The following is a 16502-nucleotide window of genomic DNA, read 5'->3' as shown; positions in this document are numbered from 1 at the left end:
ATGGACACGTCACCCCGCTTCTTCACTGAATTATTCTGCGCGCTTTTAGTGGACACACTAAAGCTGTAGCTTACAGAAAAAGGCTTTTTTGGTCCACCGCTAATGAGCCTTAAAGGCAGGAGAATGCGACAGGACGTCGCTTAGCGGGTAAAAACGGGGCCTTAGGATAATCCTGAGACCCCGTTTTAGCTACTGATTAGTGAAGATCCAGCACATCGCGCATGTCGTACAGGCCTGCTTCACGACCTTCCAACCAAAGCGCAGCACGCACCGCCCCCTTGGCGAATGTCATGCGACTGGAAGCCTTGTGTGTGATTTCCAGGCGCTCGCCCTCGGTAGCGAACAGCACGGTGTGGTCACCCACAACATCACCACCGCGAACGGTCGCAAAGCCAATGGTGTCACGCGCTCGCGCACCGGTATGGCCTTCACGACCGTAAACGGCCACTTTAGACAGGTCACGCCCCAGCGCATCAGCAATAGCTTCGCCCATGCGTAGCGCTGTGCCCGACGGCGCATCGATCTTGTGACGGTGATGCGTTTCGATAATCTCGATATCCGCCTCATCACCCAACACGCGCGCCGCCATATCCAGCAACTTGAGCGACAGGTTCACGCCAACACTGAAGTTGGCAGCGAAGACGACAGGAATATCCTTGCCTGCCTCCACCAACAACTGCTTCTGCTCGGCAGTCAAACCCGTGGTACCGATCACCATCGCCTTGCCCGCCTTACGGCAGAATGCGAGATTTTTCAGCATCACTTCCGGCAGCGTGAAATCGATCAGCACGTCGAATTCGTCAGCCACCTGCTCCAGGTTGCCGGACAACGACACACCGATACGCCCCAGCGAAGCCAACTCACCCGCATCCGCACCAATCAACGTGCTGCCAGGTCGAACAATCGCCGCCGTCAGCCCAGAGGCCGGCGAACGCTGCTGCACTGCTTCGACCAGCGTCTTGCCCATGCGCCCGGCAGCGCCCATTACGGCTATACGTCGCATACTCACTTCCTTACAGGTCGCCGAAGAAGCGCTTCACGCCTTCGAAGAAGCCAGTGGTTTTCGGCGAATGGGTGTCATCGCCCTCCAACGAACTGCGGAACTCTTCAAGCAGTTCACGCTGACGGCGCCCCAGATTGACGGGAGTTTCCACCGCCACACGACACATCAGGTCGCCAGCACCGCCACCGCGCACCGGCGCTACGCCCTTGCCACGGATGCGGAACTGTTTACCGGTCTGCGTCCCCTCAGGAATCTTGAGCTTGACTCGACCATCAAGGGTCGGAATCTCCAACTCGCCACCCAAGGCCGCATCGACAAAGCTGATCGGCACTTCGCAGAACAGATGCTTACCATCGCGCTGGAAGATCGAGTGCTCGCGCACATTGATCACCACGTACAAGTCACCCGTTGGTCCACCCTGCGTCCCGGCCTCGCCCTCGCCAGAAAGGCGAATACGATCACCAGTATCAACACCAGCCGGCACTTTCACCGAGAGGGTCTTGTACTCTTCGACGCGCCCCTCACCGTGACACGAATCACACGGATCGGAAATGATCTTGCCTTGGCCATGGCAGCGCGGGCAGGTCTGCTGCACCGAGAAGAAGCCCTGCTGCATACGAACCTGGCCGATACCGCCGCAGGTTGGGCAGGTAATCGGCGAAGAGCCTTTCTTAGCCCCCGAACCATCGCACGGCTTGCAGTTAACCAACGTCGGTACGCGAATATTGACGCTGGTGCCGCGCACGGCCTCTTCCAGGTTCAGTTCCAGGGTGTAACGCAAGTCGCTACCACGCTGGGCGCCACCACGCTGACCACCCCGGCCACCGCCGAAGAAGTCACTGAATACGTCACCGAAAATATCGGAGAAGTTCTGACCACCAAAACCAGCACCGCCACCACCCATACTTGGGTCGACACCCGCATGACCATACTGGTCGTAGGCTGCACGCTTGTTGGGATCAGACAGACATTCGTAGGCCTCATTGGCCTCTTTGAACATTTCTTCGGATTCTTTGCTATCCGGATTACGGTCCGGGTGGTGCTTCATCGCCAAGCGACGGTAAGCCTTTTTCAGGTCCGCCTCGCTGGAGCCGCGCTCCACACCCAATACTTCGTAATAGTCACGCTTTGCCATAAGTCTTTGCACTCTTAAGGACGTTCAGCCAGACCCTCCTGAGCCCGACTAAACTCGTTGAGCCCCAATACAGGCCCGGACCCAACTCACGTCAATTCAACGATCCTGGTCATTACTACTTTTTAGCCAGGGACCCGGCCAAAAACGCGGTATTTATTGATCGGAAAGCAGGAGCATTCCCGATCACACCGCCAGCATCCGAGCGTTGTCGCATGCTGTAAAAATTCACATACCCCAGACACGCCAACGCGGGAGCAAGCTCCCGCGCGGCGACATCCTACCAGTCACCGCTTGATAGCGGTCAACCGGGCGACCAACTTACTTGGTCTCTTTAACTTCTTCGAACTCAGCATCGACAACGTCGTCGTGCTTGGCTTCAGGCTCTGCCTGTTGCGCAGCAGCGTCAGCAGGCTGACCTTGTTCGGCGTACATCTTCTGAGCAACTGGCGCGGAGACTTTCGACAGCTCCTCAACCTTGGCATCGATAGCCGCCTTGTCGTCACCTTTTACAGCGGCTTCCAGCGCAACTACAGCGGCTTCAATTGCGGCCTTCTCTTCGGCGGTCACTTTCTCGCCAGCATCAGCGATCATTTTGCGCGTCGAGTGAACCAGTGCGTCACCCTGGTTACGAGCACCAGCCAGTTCCGCGAACTTGGCATCCGCATCAGCATTGGCTTCAGCATCACGAATCATCTGTTGAATTTCTTCATCAGACAGACCGGAGTTGGCCTTGATGGTGATCTTCTGCTCTTTGCCGGTAGCCTTGTCTTTCGCGCCGACGTGCAGGATGCCGTTGGCGTCGATGTCGAAGGTCACTTCAATTTGTGGCACGCCACGTGGTGCTGGTGGAATCTCAGCCAGATCGAACTTGCCCAAGGACTTGTTCTGAGCAGCCTGTTTACGCTCACCCTGCAGCACGTGAATGGTCACAGCACCCTGGTTGTCATCGGCAGTCGAGAACACTTGGGATTTCTTGGTAGGAATCGTAGTGTTTTTCTCGATCAGCGCAGTCATCACGCCACCCATGGTTTCGATACCGAGGGTCAGCGGACTAACGTCCAACAGCAGCACGTCTTTCACATCACCGGCCAATACCGCGCCCTGGATGGCAGCACCCATGGCAACCGCTTCGTCCGGGTTTACGTCTTTACGTGCTTCTTTGCCGAAGAACTCGGTAACCAACTTCTGAACCAGTGGCATACGGGTCTGACCGCCCACCAGGATTACGTCGTTGATAGCACCAACGTCGATACCGGAGTCCTTCAGCGCGATGCGGCAAGGCTCGATAGTGCGCTGAACCAGGTCTTCAACCAGCGCTTCCAACTTGGCGCGAGAGATCTTCACGTTCAAGTGCTTAGGACCGGTAGCGTCTGCCGTGATGTACGGCAGGTTAACGTCGGTCGACTGAGCGGAAGACAGCTCAATTTTGGCTTTTTCAGCGGCTTCTTTAAGGCGCTGCATCGCCAGCGGGTCACCTTTGAGGTTCATGCCGCTTTCTTTCTTGAATTCGTCAACGAGGTAGTCGATCAGACGAATGTCAAAGTCCTCACCACCCAGGAAAGTGTCGCCGTTAGTAGCCAACACTTCGAACTGGTGTTCGCCGTCCACTTCAGCAATTTCGATCACGGAGACGTCAAAGGTACCGCCACCCAGGTCATAAACGATCACAGTGTGGTCGCCTTTGGCCTTGTCCATACCGTAAGCCAGAGCAGCTGCGGTTGGTTCGTTGATGATACGTTTTACGTCCAGACCCGCGATGCGGCCGGCGTCTTTGGTCGCCTGGCGCTGGCTGTCGTTGAAGTAGGCCGGAACAGTGATCACCGCTTCAGTCACTGTCTCACCCAAGTAATCTTCGGCAGTCTTCTTCATCTTTTTCAAGATTTCAGCCGAGATCTGTGGCGGCGACATTTTCTGGCCGTTTACTTCAACCCAGGCGTCACCGTTGTCAGCCTTGGCGATTTTGTACGGAACCATCTTGATGTCTTTCTGTACGACTTCTTCGTCGAACTTACGACCAATCAGACGCTTTACCGCGTACAGCGTGTTATGCGGGTTAGTCACTGCCTGACGCTTGGCCGACTGACCAACCAGGATTTCACCGTCGTTGGCGTAAGCAATGATCGACGGCGTGGTACGCGCGCCTTCGGCGTTTTCGATTACTTTTGCTACGCCGTTTTCCAGCACGGAGACGCAGGAGTTGGTGGTCCCCAGGTCAATACCGATAATTTTGCCCATGATTTACTCTCCCGAAACTTGAATTTGGTTGCCGCAGCAGTGGTGGCTAACTGCGGTAGCACTTAAACGCTTGACTTATAGATGGGGGCCTTGCGGCGGATTTCAAGCCTGCTCATCAATAGAAGGTGCAACCGGTGCAGGAGCCTTGCTCACCACTACCATTGCCGGACGCAGCAGACGGCCGTTGAGCTGATAACCCTTCTGGAACACTTTCAACACACTATTAGGTTCCAGATCATGGCTTTCCTGCATGGCCATAGCCTGGTGATGCTCAGCATTGAACGGTTCGCCGCCTTGCGGATCGATGGCTTCAAGCTGATAACGCTTCAGAGTGTCCTGAAACATTTTCAAGGTCAGCTCAATACCTTCGCGCATCGGGCGGATGTTTTCGTCATCCGGATTAGACAATTCAAGACCACGCTCCAGGCTGTCGATGATCGGCAGCAAGTCATTGGCGAATTTTTCCAGCGCGAATTTGTGAGCCTTTTCTACATCCTGCTCGGCACGGCGGCGGACGTTCTGCAGATCGGCGGCAACACGCAACGACTGATCCTGCGCAGCGGCCAACTGCTCTTCGAGCACTTGCACACGAGTTGCCAGCTCATCACCGGCAGCCGAATTGGCATCTGGAGTTTGCGTATCCTGCGTCTGTTCGTCAGCCATAGATTTCTCCTTTCAAAATCATGCGCGAACTCAACTCGCGCTTCTGCTCCGGTATATGGGGCCACAATTTCAAGGTTCAAGGGCGCAGGCGTTACCAAAAGTCTTTCGCTTGCCATAGATCAATTCCCGCACCAACATTCTTCTTTGCGCTAAAAAACCTGCCGGACCGAGCAAATCGAGCTAAGCATCAGGATTGTCAGCCCCAAACAAAACACTGTATAAATAACCAGACCTAAAGCCTGGGAGCGGCCTTCATGCTCGTGCACCTGTCCGTACATAACTACGCCATCGTTGAACATCTGGATCTCGAACTGGATCGCGGGATGAGCGTAATCACAGGCGAAACCGGCGCCGGCAAATCGATCATGCTCGACGCATTGGGCCTGACCCTGGGCGACCGAGCCGATAGTGGCGTAGTGCGCCCAGGGGCGGACAAGGCCGACATCCTGGCCACCTTCGACCTCGCCGATATCCCCGAAGCCGAAGTCTGGCTAGCCGAGCGCGACCTCAATAATGACGGCCCATGTATCCTGCGCCGCGTCATCACTGCCGAAGGACGCTCGCGCGGCTATATCAATGGAACGCCCTGCCCCCTCGGCGACTTGAAAGCCCTGGGTGAACTGCTGATAGACATTCATAGCCAGCATGAGCACCAGTCCCTGCTCAAAACCGATACCCACCGCCGCCTGCTCGACGAATACGCCGGCGCCACCGACCTTGCCCGGCAAGTACAACTGGCTGCTCAGCGCTGGCGCCAGACTCGCCAGGAGCTGGAACGACTGTCCAACTCCGGCGACGAGCAGCGCGCTCGCCACCAACTGCTCAGCTATCAACTTGAAGAACTGGAAAGCCTGGGTCTTGGAGAAACTGAGCTCGAACAACTGGAGCAGGAACACAAGAACCTCACCAACGCCGAAACCCTGCTGGGTATCTGCCGCCAAGTGGTTGAGCAGTGCAGCGAGAGCGACTCCGGCAACGTGCTCAATGCGCTCACGGCGAGCCTAAACAGATTGTCCAGCGTTAACAGCGCTTCGGGCTCATTGAGTGAAGCCACAACCCTACTGACCAGTGCGCAAATCCAAGTAGAAGAAGCCGTGGGCGAGCTCAACCGCTTCCTGGATCATTTCGACGCCGACCCGGCGCGCCTGCAGGAAATAGAAGAGCGTCTTGACACCATCTACACCCTGGCGCGCAAACATCGAATCCAACCCACTGAAGTAGCAACCATGCAGCAAAAGCTGCTGGATGAAATCGAGACGCTGAACGCGAATGACGAATCCATCGAGCGACTAGGCGAAGAGCTCGGCTCTTTTGCCCGCCATTACCAGGAAAAGGCCCGCGAACTGAGCGAGCTGCGCCAACAGGCCGCCAGCAGTCTGGCAGATGCCGTTGAGCAGGAAATCCAGCGCCTGGGGATGCCGGGCGGGCGCTTCACCATTGAATTGCGCGCCAACACCACTACTGAGTTGCAGCCACACGGCCTGGAGCAGGTTGAGCTATTGGTCAGCGCCAACCCAGGGCAGCCGCTCAAGGCGCTTGCAAAAGTGGCGTCCGGTGGCGAGCTGTCGCGTATCAGCCTGGCGATCCAGGTGATTACTGCGCAAACATCCCGGGTACCTACGCTCGTGTTCGATGAGGTTGACGTAGGCATCGGCGGCCCTACCGCGGAGATTGTTGGCCAGTTGCTGCGTCGCCTGGGAGATCGAGGGCAGGTACTGACGGTCACTCACTTGCCACAAGTAGCAGCCCAGGGGCATCAACACTTATTTGTGCACAAGGTAAGAGGAAGCGATGCGACACACACAGCAGTATCTAAGTTGAGCAAGTCGGAACGCGTTGAAGAAGTGGCCCGAATGCTCGGGGGTATCGACCTGACTAAAGAGTCTTTAGCACACGCTAAGAAGATGGTCGTAACCACCAAGGCCTGACCAAGACTTTTCCTTATGTAGAAAGCACGAAGGCGACCCTAGGGTCGCCTTCAATCGTTTTGCAGAGCGAATCTGCATCGATTTTTACTTTTTCTTACGGATGTACAACACGAGATTGTGGTCAACCAAATCGAAGCCATGCTCCTCAGCAATCTTATGCTGCAGCGCTTCGATCTCTGGGCTAGTGAACTCGATAACCTCATTGGTATCCAGGTCAACCATATGGTCATGATGACCACCGTCGGCCAATTCGAACACTGCATGACCGCCGTCGAAATTATGACGAACCACCAGCCCTGCGGCTTCAAACTGGGTCAGTACACGGTAAACCGTGGCCAGGCCGACGTCCTCGTTAGACTCCATCAGCGCCTTGTAAACATCCTCGGCACTCATGTGGCGCTGCTCAGCAGAATCGAGCATTTGTAGAATCTTGACTCGTGGCAGAGTCACTTTAAGACCGGCTTTGCGTAGTTCGCTATTTTCAACCATGGTTAGCTTTCTCGCGGATGCTGCTTCGCAGCTTCTCTTAATACGGGTATGATCGGCGTTTACGTTGTCCCAGCCAAGATAGTGGAAGTCGCCCACCGATGCAAAACACCAAGCTCTTGCTAACCAGTTTCACCTTTGTGGGACTGCTCGCACTCGCCGGTTGTTCATTCCCCGGGGTTTACAAAATCGACATCCAGCAGGGCAATGTCGTCACGCAGGACATGATAGACCAGTTACGCCCGGGAATGACCCGACGGCAAGTACGGTTTATTATGGGCAACCCCCTGCTGACCGACACTTTCCACGCCGATCGCTGGGATTATCTCTACAGCCTGCAGCCTGGTGGCGGTGAACGCCAACAGGAACGTGTCAGCGTCATTTTCAATGGCAATGACCAGCTTGTCAGCCTGTCGGGTGACTTCATGCCTGGCGTAAGCCGAGATGAAGCCCTGCTAGGTAAAGACAACGGCACCAACGTGACTGCACCTGCGCAGGAAAGCGAGAAGCCGAAATCCGAAGTGCCAGCGAAGCCAGGCTCGTTGCTCGACAAGATCCAGAAGGACGTCGACGGAGTGGAAACCGTTCCGGTACCGACGCCTCAGCCACTGGACACCAGCCCGCAGTAACATTGCGGCACCTACAAAAAAGCCCGGCATGCCGGGCTTTTTGTTGCCTGATGATTAGCAATCTTATGAGTTCTGCTGCTTGATCAACGCCGCCTTGGCGGCACGCAGCCTTCGCACCTCTTTAGGGTCGACGAGCAAAGGGCGATAGATCTCAATGCGATCACCCGATTGCACAACGCGCGCTTCAGCGTCCGCGACAACCTTACCGAATATCCCCAAAGGACAATCAGCCAGATCCAACTCGGGAAACCGCACTGCAATTCCTGACGCCTGTACCGCCCCTCGCAGACTGGTACCCGAAGCCACCGTTACCGCCAGCAAGACCTGCTGATCTAGGGCAGCGTATACCACCTCAATCTCAACCATGCAGTTGCTTGGCCCGCTGACAGAACGCATCTACCAGCGTATTGGCCGCCTGATTGAACAATGGCCCCAATGTCGCCCGCACAAGCGGGCCAGCGTAATCAAACGACAGGTCCAAGCTGATCTTGCAGGCCTTGTCGGTCAGCGCCTTGAATACCCAGATACCGTGTAACTGGGTAAAAGGGCCTTCCTGCAGATTCATTTCAATGGACTTGCCCGGCACCAACACATTGCGCGTGACAAAGTGCTGGCCCAGCCCACCTTTCGCCACACCGACACTGGCGACCATGTGCTCATCAGTGCTTTCAAGCACCTCAGCCGTTGAACACCAAGGCAGGAATTCCGGGTAACGCGCCACGTCGTTGACCAGGTCATAGAGCGCCTGCGCCGGATAGGGCAGCAGGGCCGAACGTTGAATATGCGTCGTCATGTGCGCGTTATTTCCACAGCTGAGCGGCAAACATCGCGAAAGAACAGCTCGTTCCGCGAGAGAAAAAAAGCAAAGAACTGCCAGCATTGTCCGGGATTCGACCAACACGCTCAAGCACGTAGGTTGACCGTAGCCGACACGCTCGCAACTCCCTATAATGCCGCCCCTATGGCTAAACAAAAGAAACACCCCACAGGGACCATCGCGCAAAATAAAAAGGCGCGACACGATTACTTCATCGAACATCGGTTCGAGGCTGGTCTGGTCCTGGCCGGCTGGGAAGTAAAAAGTCTGCGTGCCAGCAAGCTGCAACTGGTCGACAGCTACGTATTGCTCAAGGATGGCGAGGCATGGCTGCTGGGCAGTCATATCACCCCGTTGACCACTGCGAGCACCCACGTAATTGCCGACCCGGTGCGCACGCGCAAACTATTGCTCAACGCACGCGAACTGGAAAAGCTCGCCGCTGCCGTGCAGCAGAAAGGCTACGCCTGCATCTGCCTGTCCTGGTACTGGAGCAAGCATCTGGTCAAGTGCGAGATCGCACTGGGCAAGGGCAAGAAGGAATACGACAAGCGTGATACCGAGCGCGAACGCGATTCCAACCGGGAACTGCATCGCGCTGTGCGCAACAAGGGCAAGGAAGAGTAACCCTTGTGACGATGTAGCCTCGGAATAAATCCCCCGGCTACATCCCTTTACGCCGCTCCGCTCGCGCCACGCGCTGAACCTCCTGACGCACTTCCGCCAACACTTCCTGCACGTATTCCAAATGACGCGTTGAGACTTCTCGCGCCTGCTCTGCCCGCCCCTCAATAATTGCCAGGTACAACTCCCGATGCTGACTGATCAGCATGTCGCGAGTTTCCGTACGCTGCTGATACATGCCGCCAATATTGGTCACCACGTTACGCTTGAGCAGGTCGAACAGGCCGCGAATGGTGTGCAGCAACACGGCGTTATGACTGGCCTCCGCAATGGCCAGATGAAATCTTGCATCCGCAGCACCCTCCTCGACCCGACTCACTTCATCAACGCGGCCATAGCAATCCTGCAGCGCCTCGAATGCAGCGGTCAGCCGCTCGCGATCGACCTCGGTGGCACGCAACGCAGCGTAGTAAGCACAGGATGCTTCGAGGGTCTGGCGGAACTCCAGCAGGTCACGCTGCGCCTCGGGGTTGTTTTCCAACAGGTGTAGCAACGGATCACTGAACGTCGAGCCCAGTGACTCGGCAACATAATTGCCTCCGCCCTGCCGACTCACCAACAACCCCTTGGCCGCCAGTTTCTGAATGGCCTCCCGCAGCGACGGACGCGACACGCCAAACCGCTCAGCCAAAGCGCGCTCAGCCGGCAAGCGCTCACCCGACTTCAGCGTGCCCTCAAGGATCATCCCCTCAAGCTGCTCGACAATATCGTCAGACAAACGGCGCTGACGCACCTGATCAAACCCCATAACTCACTCTCCACCATCCCGACCACTCGCCGGGCCCTCTATTCTGGCCTATCGCCGCCCTTCCAGCACCTATCAGAACAGCTTCGATTCAACCGATCAGATGGTCTTACCCAATGACCTACGACCAAAGTTTCGCGAGCGGCAAATTGACACATCCCCTGAAGGCTTTTAACCTACCCTCCAGCGATTGTAAATTGGTAATACCAATTATCCAGATCGACTAAAAAGTGCCTGACCAACAACAATTAGGGGCCACCCCATATGCAAACCTGGCAACAGCTTTACAGCCCGCTCGGCAGCCTCGGCCTGTCCGCATTGGCCGCCGTTATTCCGATCGTATTTTTCTTCCTGGCCCTGGCCGTGTTTCGCCTCAAAGGCCACGTGGCCGGCAGCATCACGTTGGCGCTGTCGATACTGGTGGCAATCTTTGCCTTCCAGATGCCAGTAGATATGGCGCTGGCCGCTGCTGGCTACGGCTTCGCCTACGGTCTTTGGCCTATTGCCTGGATCATTGTCGCGGCGGTGTTTCTCTACAAACTAACGGTCAAGAGTGGCCAGTTCGAGATCATCCGCAGCTCGGTGCTGTCGATCACCGATGACCAACGCTTACAGGTGCTGCTGATCGGTTTCTGCTTTGGCGCGTTCCTGGAAGGCGCTGCCGGTTTCGGTGCCCCCGTGGCAATTACCGCCGCATTGCTGGTAGGCCTGGGGTTCAACCCGCTGTACGCAGCCGGCTTGTGCCTGATTGCCAACACCGCGCCCGTTGCCTTTGGCGCCCTGGGGATTCCGATCATCGTTGCCGGGCAAGTGACCGGTATCGATGCCTTCAAGATCGGCGCCATGACCGGACGCCAGTTGCCCTTGTTGTCGCTGTTCGTGCCGTTTTGGCTGGTATTTATGATGGATGGCCTGCGCGGTGTGCGCGAAACCTGGCCGGCTGCGCTGGTCGCTGGCTTGAGCTTTGCCATCACTCAATACTTCACGTCCAACTTCATCGGCCCGGAACTGCCGGACATCACCTCGGCTTTGGCCAGCCTGATTTCCCTGACCCTGTTCCTGAAAGTCTGGCAACCCAAGCGCACCGCAGGCGCGCAGATTGCGGGCGCAACCTCCGGCGTAGCCATTACCGCCAGTGTTGGCGGCTTCGGCTTGCCACGCAGCACCGTCGCCTCGCCTTATAGCCTGGGGCAGATCTTCAAGGCTTGGTCGCCATTCCTGATCCTCACCGTGCTGGTCACTATCTGGACGCTCAAACCGTTCAAGGCGATGTTCGCCGCCGGCGGCTCTATGTACAGCTGGGTATTCAACTTCGCGATCCCACACCTGGACCAACTGGTGGTCAAGGTCGCACCCATCGTGACCAACCCGACTGCCATTCCAGCGGTATTCAAGCTGGACCCAATTTCAGCCACTGGTACAGCGATTTTCTTCTCCGCACTGATTTCGATGCTAGTACTGAAGATCAACATCAAGATTGGTCTTACCACTTTAAAAGAGACGTTCTACGAACTGCGCTGGCCAATCTTGTCGATCGGCATGGTGTTGGCCTTTGCCTTCGTCACCAACTACTCCGGCATGTCGTCGACCATGGCGCTGGTATTGGCTGGTACCGGTGCAGCCTTCCCGTTCTTCTCGCCGTTCCTTGGCTGGCTGGGCGTTTTCCTGACGGGCTCCGACACTTCGTCCAACGCCCTGTTCAGCTCGCTGCAAGCCACTACAGCGCACCAGATCGGCGTCAACGACACCCTATTGGTAGCCGCGAACACCAGCGGCGGCGTCACCGGCAAAATGATCTCGCCGCAATCGATCGCAGTGGCCTGCGCCGCAACCGGCCTGGTGGGCAAGGAATCCGATCTGTTCCGCTTCACCCTCAAGCACAGCCTCTTCTTCGCCACAATCGTCGGGCTGATCACGCTGGCTCAGGCCTACTGGTTTACCGGCATGCTGGTGCACTAAAGCCACAAGCAATAGGGTAATAGCCGACGCCGGGCGGTAACCTCGGCGTCGGCATTGCGCATTCGTGTCAATACGGCGCCCTGGGGGTGCTGATCCTGGAGGCCCCATGAGTCTGCCTGCCGCTTTCTTAGCTGACGTCGCACAGCTGATCCCAAAAGATCGGCGTTTCGACGATCCACTTTCCACCCTCGCATTCGGCACCGACGCCAGTTTTTACAGATTGGTCCCACAACTAGTGATCCGCGTGGAGTCGGAAGGTGAAGTGGTAGCTCTGCTGCAACTGGCCCAGCGTGAGCGCGTGCCAGTGACCTTCCGCGCGGCCGGCACCAGTTTGTCCGGTCAAGCGATCAGCGACTCCGTACTGATCGTGCTGGGAGACAATTGGAACGGCCGCGAGATTCGCGGGCACGGGACTCAGATCCGCCTGCAACCCGGCGTAATCGGTGCCCAGGCCAACGCCTGGCTGGCGCCGTTCGGGCGCAAGATCGGCCCGGATCCCGCATCGATCAATGCCTGCAAGATCGGCGGAATCGTCGCCAACAATGCCAGCGGCATGTGCTGCGGCACCGCGCAAAATACCTATCACACCTTGGCTGGCATTCGTCTGGTGCTGGCCGACGGCAGTTGCCTGGACACCGAAGATGCGGCCAGCGTCAGCGCCTTTCGTGAGCGGCACGGCGCGCTGCTTGAACGCCTGGCGACACTGGGTCGCGAGACGCGGGCAAACGCCGAACTCGCCGCGAAAATCCGCCACAAATATCGTCTGAAAAACACCACAGGACTGTCACTCAATGCCCTGGTGGATTTCGATGAACCACTGGATATTCTTAGCCATCTGCTGGTCGGCTCCGAGGGGACGCTGGGCTTTATCAGCGCAGTGACCTACGACACCGTGATCGATCATCCCAACAAAGCCTCGGCATTGATTGTGTTCCCCAATGTGGAGACGTGCTGCAACGCAGTAACCGTGTTGAAAACCCAGCCGGTCTCAGCCGTAGAGCTGCTGGATCGACGCAGCATGCGTTCGGTCCAGAACAAACCCGGCATGCCCGCCTTCGTACAACACCTGTCGGAAAATGCCTGCGCGCTGCTCATCGAATCCCGCGCGGCATCACCTTCTTTGCTGCATGAGCAAATGGCGCTGATCATGGCGTCCCTGGCCGTTTTCCCCGTCGAGAAACAGGTCGATTTCACCGAAGACCCTGTAGAAAACGCCCGACTGTGGGCGATTCGCAAGGACACCTTTCCTGCCGTCGGCGCTGTGCGCAAAACCGGCACCACGGTGATCATCGAAGACGTAACCTTTCCCGTCGAGCAACTCGCCATCGGCGTAAACCGTCTGATCGAACTGTTCGACAAACATCACTACGACGAAGCCATCCTTTTCGGACACGCCCTGGAAGGCAATCTGCACTTTGTGTTCACCCAAGGCTTCAACAGCGCCGAAGAAGTCACACGCTACCAAGCGTTCATGGATGACGTGGCGCAACTGGTGGCCGTCGAGTTCGGCGGCTCACTGAAAGCCGAGCACGGTACCGGACGCAATATGGCGCCATTCGTCGAGTTGGAATGGGGCAGCGATGCCTACCAACTGATGTGGCAGCTCAAGCGCCTGCTCGACCCCAACGGCATTCTCAACCCCGACGTAGTGCTCAGCAACGACCCGCAGATTCACCTCAAGCACCTCAAACCACTGCCTGCAGCCGACGAGCTTGTGGATAAGTGCATCGAGTGCGGCTTCTGCGAGCCTGTGTGCCCCTCAAAAGGCCTGACGTTGAGCCCACGCCAGCGCATCGTGATCTGGCGCGACATTCAGGCGAAGAAACGCGCCGGCGTCGACACCACCGAACTGGAAGCCGCCTACCACTACCAAGGCATCGACACCTGCGCAGCCACCGGGCTATGCGCCCAACGCTGCCCTGTGGGAATCAATACCGGCGACTTGGTGAAAAAGCTGCGCAGTCGTGACGCCGACCGTACGAAAACAGCCGAATGGCTCGCCACCCATTTCGCCACCGCACTGCAAGGTGCTCGCTTTACCCTGCATGTCGCCAATGGTGCTCGCATGCTGCTCGGCGCTCCTCGCCTGGCGAAGCTGTCTGCCACCGTGACCAAGCTGTCCAAGGGACAAATTCCGCAGTGGAGCAGCGCTATGCCACAGCCGGAAAAGGCGATTCGTTTCAGCCCGGCTGTGACGGATGAGCGGCCTCGAGTGGTCTACCTGGCGGCGTGCGTCTCACGCGCCATGGGCCCGGCGTCCGGCGATAAAGAGCAGATGTCGCTGTACGACAAAACCCGGGGCCTGCTGGAAAAGGCTGGCTACCAGGTCGTCTTTCCCGACAACCAAGACAGCCTGTGCTGCGGCCAGCCGTTCGCGTCCAAAGGCTATGCCGAACAGGCAGAGCACAAGCGCCAGGAGTTGATCGGCGCCCTGCTCCACGCCAGCCGCGGCGGCCTCGATCCGATCTATTGCGACACCAGCCCGTGCACACTTCGTTTGGTGCAAGACCTGGGCGAAACCCGCCTGGACCTCTACGACCCAGTACGCTTTATCCGCACGCACCTGATGGACCGCCTTGATTTCATGCCGCAGGAAGCACCGATCGCCGTACACGTCACCTGCAGTACCCAACACCTGGGAGAAAGCCAGGCGCTGATCGACCTAGCCCGTCGCTGCGCCAAAACCGTCGTGATTCCAGAAGGCATCCACTGCTGCGGGTTTGCCGGCGACAAAGGCTTCACCACGCCAGAACTCAATGCCCACTCACTGCGCACCCTCAAGGATGCCGTGCAATATTGCAGCGAAGGCATCTCCACCAGCCGCACCTGCGAAATCGGCTTGAGCCAGCATGGCGGCATTGATTATCACGGGCTGGTGTACCTCGTGGACCGCGTCACCCAGGCCCGCGCCCAATAATCCTGCAAAAAAAACAGAACCCCTGCACGCCAGCGTAGTCACTTGAATAGGCCTCGACGAACGAGGCCAATCAGTGATGTCGCTGGCAGCGCTTGAAGGCCAGCAGCGTCGAGCCCTTTGCGCAAGGAGATACCCTATGAAGCGTTCCGCTCTTGCTGGCTTGTTCGTTACCGCTGCGATGCTGGCGTCCCCGGTCTTCGCGGCCGACAGTGAAAAAGACCTGTGCCAGATCAACATAGACAAAATTAACAACGCCAAAGCGACACTCGCCACCGACACCACCGGCAAGAGTGGGGAAATCGACACGGTTGTCTCCCAAGCCAAGGCATTTCACGCGTCTGGTGATGATAAGCAGTGCATCGAAGTCACCAACAAAACCCTGCAAGACCTGCAAAACAGCAACAAAGGCGGCAAGTAAGCAGTAAGGCCAACCTTCGGGTTGGCCTTCGGTGACCGTATGGCGTACACTGCACAGGCTTGTCACTCACTATGAAACAACGAGTTACAAGCACGGGGCCGTTTAGGATTCGACGCCGGTCGCGAAACTTTAGGTGCATGCCGAGTTGGTAACAGAACTCGTAAATCCACTGTTGCAACTACTTATAGTTGCCAATGACGAAAACTACGGCCAGGAATTCGCTATCGCTGCGTAAGCAGCCTTAGACCTGAGCTTCTGGTACCTTCGGGTCCAGCAATCACAAGGGGATGTCTGTAAACCCAAAGTGATTGTCATATAGAACAGAATCGCCGTGCAGTACGTTGTGGACGAAGCGGCTAAAACTTACACAACTCGCCCAAAGCACCCTGCCAGTCGGGTCGCTGAGGGTTAACTTAATAGACACGGCTAAGCATGTAGTACCGACAGCGGAGTACTGGCGGACGGGGGTTCAAATCCCCCCGGCTCCACCACTTCATCATCTAAAGACGTCCACGGACGTCTTTTTTTGTGCCTGAAATCCACTGAGTTCAAGCATTACAGCACTTGCGACACCCGCCCAATACCCACTCCGCAAGCTGCAGCGTTCAATTTCCCACAGATCATTCGATCCATACGGGTACCGGTGAACACAGCTACGCCTTTCCCCCGTTAACCCTCCACAACAATTCCACAAACCCGTAGATCTTTTACGCCTATCAGACGGTGCCATACCCGTCCCAAAGCAACGCTCTCTCAACTGGCTCTTTGGCCAATACAAAACGGTGCCAGCCCCCCAAATCACCTTCGATTGGACGAGTGAAAAGGATTTCGTATGAAGCACCAACGGTGACGTGGTCCCGGCGTTGTGGCTCGAAGCCTCGGA

14 protein-coding genes and 1 other RNA gene are annotated in these 16502 nt (G+C 57.0%); 7 read left to right on the top strand and 8 right to left on the bottom strand.

Annotated elements, in window-relative coordinates; genetic code table 11:
• Nucleotides 1-196 precede the first annotated feature (196 nt).
• The 4 genes from dapB to grpE all read right to left on the bottom strand — a co-directional run bounded on the left by dapB (nucleotide 197) and on the right by grpE (nucleotide 5036).
• Nucleotides 197-1003, bottom strand: a complete 807-nt coding sequence (dapB, locus tag CKW32_RS25055; protein WP_032884711.1) for a 4-hydroxy-tetrahydrodipicolinate reductase — start codon at nucleotides 1001-1003, stop codon at nucleotides 197-199.
• A 10-nt stretch (nucleotides 1004-1013) separates the two neighbouring features.
• Nucleotides 1014-2138, bottom strand: a complete 1125-nt coding sequence (dnaJ, locus tag CKW32_RS25050; protein WP_032884710.1) for a molecular chaperone DnaJ — start codon at nucleotides 2136-2138, stop codon at nucleotides 1014-1016.
• A 318-nt stretch (nucleotides 2139-2456) separates the two neighbouring features.
• Nucleotides 2457-4373 carry a molecular chaperone DnaK gene (gene dnaK / locus CKW32_RS25045; protein WP_032884708.1) on the bottom strand — a complete coding sequence of 639 codons (1917 nt, stop codon included), beginning with the start codon at nucleotides 4371-4373 and terminating at the stop codon, nucleotides 2457-2459.
• Nucleotides 4374-4475: 102 nt separating this feature from the next.
• Nucleotides 4476-5036, bottom strand: a complete 561-nt coding sequence (gene grpE / locus CKW32_RS25040) for a nucleotide exchange factor GrpE (protein ID WP_017139264.1) — start codon at nucleotides 5034-5036, stop codon at nucleotides 4476-4478.
• Nucleotides 5037-5290: 254 nt separating this feature from the next.
• Between grpE and recN the strand changes: the two genes are divergently transcribed.
• Nucleotides 5291-6964 (top strand): DNA repair protein RecN, encoded by a 1674-nt coding sequence (gene recN, locus CKW32_RS25035; RefSeq protein WP_032884707.1) that lies wholly within the window; start codon nucleotides 5291-5293, stop codon nucleotides 6962-6964.
• A gap of 84 nt (nucleotides 6965-7048) precedes the next feature.
• Here the strand turns inward: recN and fur are convergent, their stop codons facing one another.
• Nucleotides 7049-7453 carry a ferric iron uptake transcriptional regulator gene (gene fur / locus CKW32_RS25030; protein WP_003194220.1) on the bottom strand — a complete coding sequence of 135 codons (405 nt, stop codon included), beginning with the start codon at nucleotides 7451-7453 and terminating at the stop codon, nucleotides 7049-7051.
• A 98-nt stretch (nucleotides 7454-7551) separates the two neighbouring features.
• On the opposite strand from fur, the gene CKW32_RS25025 reads away from it, so the two are divergent.
• Nucleotides 7552-8079 (top strand): outer membrane protein assembly factor BamE, encoded by a 528-nt coding sequence (locus tag CKW32_RS25025; protein WP_017528805.1) that lies wholly within the window; start codon nucleotides 7552-7554, stop codon nucleotides 8077-8079.
• Nucleotides 8080-8142: 63 nt separating this feature from the next.
• Here the strand turns inward: CKW32_RS25025 and CKW32_RS25020 are convergent, their stop codons facing one another.
• Both CKW32_RS25020 and CKW32_RS25015 read right to left on the bottom strand, forming a co-directional pair.
• Nucleotides 8143-8445, bottom strand: coding sequence for an RnfH family protein (locus CKW32_RS25020; protein WP_032884706.1), 303 nt, complete (start codon nucleotides 8443-8445; stop codon nucleotides 8143-8145).
• Nucleotides 8438-8872, bottom strand: coding sequence for a type II toxin-antitoxin system RatA family toxin (locus CKW32_RS25015; RefSeq protein ID WP_032884705.1), 435 nt, complete (start codon nucleotides 8870-8872; stop codon nucleotides 8438-8440). The genes CKW32_RS25020 and CKW32_RS25015 overlap by 8 nt, the downstream gene beginning before the upstream one ends.
• A 168-nt stretch (nucleotides 8873-9040) precedes the next feature.
• On the opposite strand from CKW32_RS25015, the gene smpB reads away from it, so the two are divergent.
• Entirely contained in the window at nucleotides 9041-9523 is a 483-nt protein-coding gene (smpB, locus tag CKW32_RS25010; RefSeq protein WP_003176160.1) for an SsrA-binding protein SmpB, read from the top strand.
• 37 nt (nucleotides 9524-9560) lie between these two features.
• Here the strand turns inward: smpB and CKW32_RS25005 are convergent, their stop codons facing one another.
• Nucleotides 9561-10328 carry an FCD domain-containing protein gene (locus CKW32_RS25005; protein WP_032884703.1) on the bottom strand — a complete coding sequence of 256 codons (768 nt, stop codon included), beginning with the start codon at nucleotides 10326-10328 and terminating at the stop codon, nucleotides 9561-9563.
• A gap of 261 nt (nucleotides 10329-10589) precedes the next feature.
• Here CKW32_RS25005 and CKW32_RS25000 point away from each other — a divergent pair, with 261 nt between their 5' ends.
• From CKW32_RS25000 to ssrA, 4 genes are all read left to right on the top strand, one after another.
• Complete coding sequence (locus CKW32_RS25000) at nucleotides 10590-12284, top strand: lactate permease LctP family transporter (protein ID WP_032884701.1); 1695 nt, start codon at nucleotides 10590-10592, stop codon at nucleotides 12282-12284.
• 106 nt (nucleotides 12285-12390) lie between these two features.
• Nucleotides 12391-15201: an FAD-binding and (Fe-S)-binding domain-containing protein gene (locus CKW32_RS24995; RefSeq protein WP_095186250.1), complete on the top strand. Its 2811-nt coding sequence runs from the start codon at nucleotides 12391-12393 to the stop codon at nucleotides 15199-15201.
• Nucleotides 15202-15337: 136 nt separating this feature from the next.
• Complete coding sequence (locus CKW32_RS24990) at nucleotides 15338-15619, top strand: hypothetical protein (RefSeq protein WP_032884699.1); 282 nt, start codon at nucleotides 15338-15340, stop codon at nucleotides 15617-15619.
• A gap of 94 nt (nucleotides 15620-15713) precedes the next feature.
• Nucleotides 15714-16110, top strand: a transfer-messenger RNA (tmRNA) gene (gene ssrA, locus CKW32_RS24985).
• The last annotated feature ends 392 nt before the right edge of the window (nucleotides 16111-16502 follow it).

This window comes from Pseudomonas sp. Irchel 3H9 (genome assembly GCF_900187495.1).
Lineage (GTDB): Bacteria > Pseudomonadota > Gammaproteobacteria > Pseudomonadales > Pseudomonadaceae > Aquipseudomonas > Aquipseudomonas sivasensis.
Note: the sequence above shows the minus strand (reverse complement) of the source record. Positions and strands in the feature narration are given on the sequence as shown.

Bases quoted from the DNA above. Each gene is read 5' to 3' on its own strand.
- dnaK (WP_032884708.1), bottom strand. From the start codon at position 4,373: ATGGGCAAAATTATCGGTATTGACCTGGGGACCACCAACTCCTGCGTC.
- CKW32_RS24995 (WP_095186250.1), top strand. From the start codon at position 12,391: ATGAGTCTGCCTGCCGCTTTCTTAGCTGACGTCGCACAGCTGATCCCA.
- CKW32_RS25005 (WP_032884703.1), bottom strand. From the start codon at position 10,328: ATGGGGTTTGATCAGGTGCGTCAGCGCCGTTTGTCTGACGATATTGTC.
- recN (WP_032884707.1), top strand. From the start codon at position 5,291: ATGCTCGTGCACCTGTCCGTACATAACTACGCCATCGTTGAACATCTG.
- grpE (WP_017139264.1), bottom strand. From the start codon at position 5,036: ATGGCTGACGAACAGACGCAGGATACGCAAACTCCAGATGCCAATTCG.
- smpB (WP_003176160.1), top strand. From the start codon at position 9,041: ATGGCTAAACAAAAGAAACACCCCACAGGGACCATCGCGCAAAATAAA.
- CKW32_RS24990 (WP_032884699.1), top strand. From the start codon at position 15,338: ATGAAGCGTTCCGCTCTTGCTGGCTTGTTCGTTACCGCTGCGATGCTG.
- dnaJ (WP_032884710.1), bottom strand. From the start codon at position 2,138: ATGGCAAAGCGTGACTATTACGAAGTATTGGGTGTGGAGCGCGGCTCC.
- CKW32_RS25020 (WP_032884706.1), bottom strand. From the start codon at position 8,445: ATGGTTGAGATTGAGGTGGTATACGCTGCCCTAGATCAGCAGGTCTTG.
- CKW32_RS25000 (WP_032884701.1), top strand. From the start codon at position 10,590: ATGCAAACCTGGCAACAGCTTTACAGCCCGCTCGGCAGCCTCGGCCTG.
- dapB (WP_032884711.1), bottom strand. From the start codon at position 1,003: ATGCGACGTATAGCCGTAATGGGCGCTGCCGGGCGCATGGGCAAGACG.
- fur (WP_003194220.1), bottom strand. From the start codon at position 7,453: ATGGTTGAAAATAGCGAACTACGCAAAGCCGGTCTTAAAGTGACTCTG.
- CKW32_RS25025 (WP_017528805.1), top strand. From the start codon at position 7,552: ATGCAAAACACCAAGCTCTTGCTAACCAGTTTCACCTTTGTGGGACTG.
- CKW32_RS25015 (WP_032884705.1), bottom strand. From the start codon at position 8,872: ATGACGACGCATATTCAACGTTCGGCCCTGCTGCCCTATCCGGCGCAG.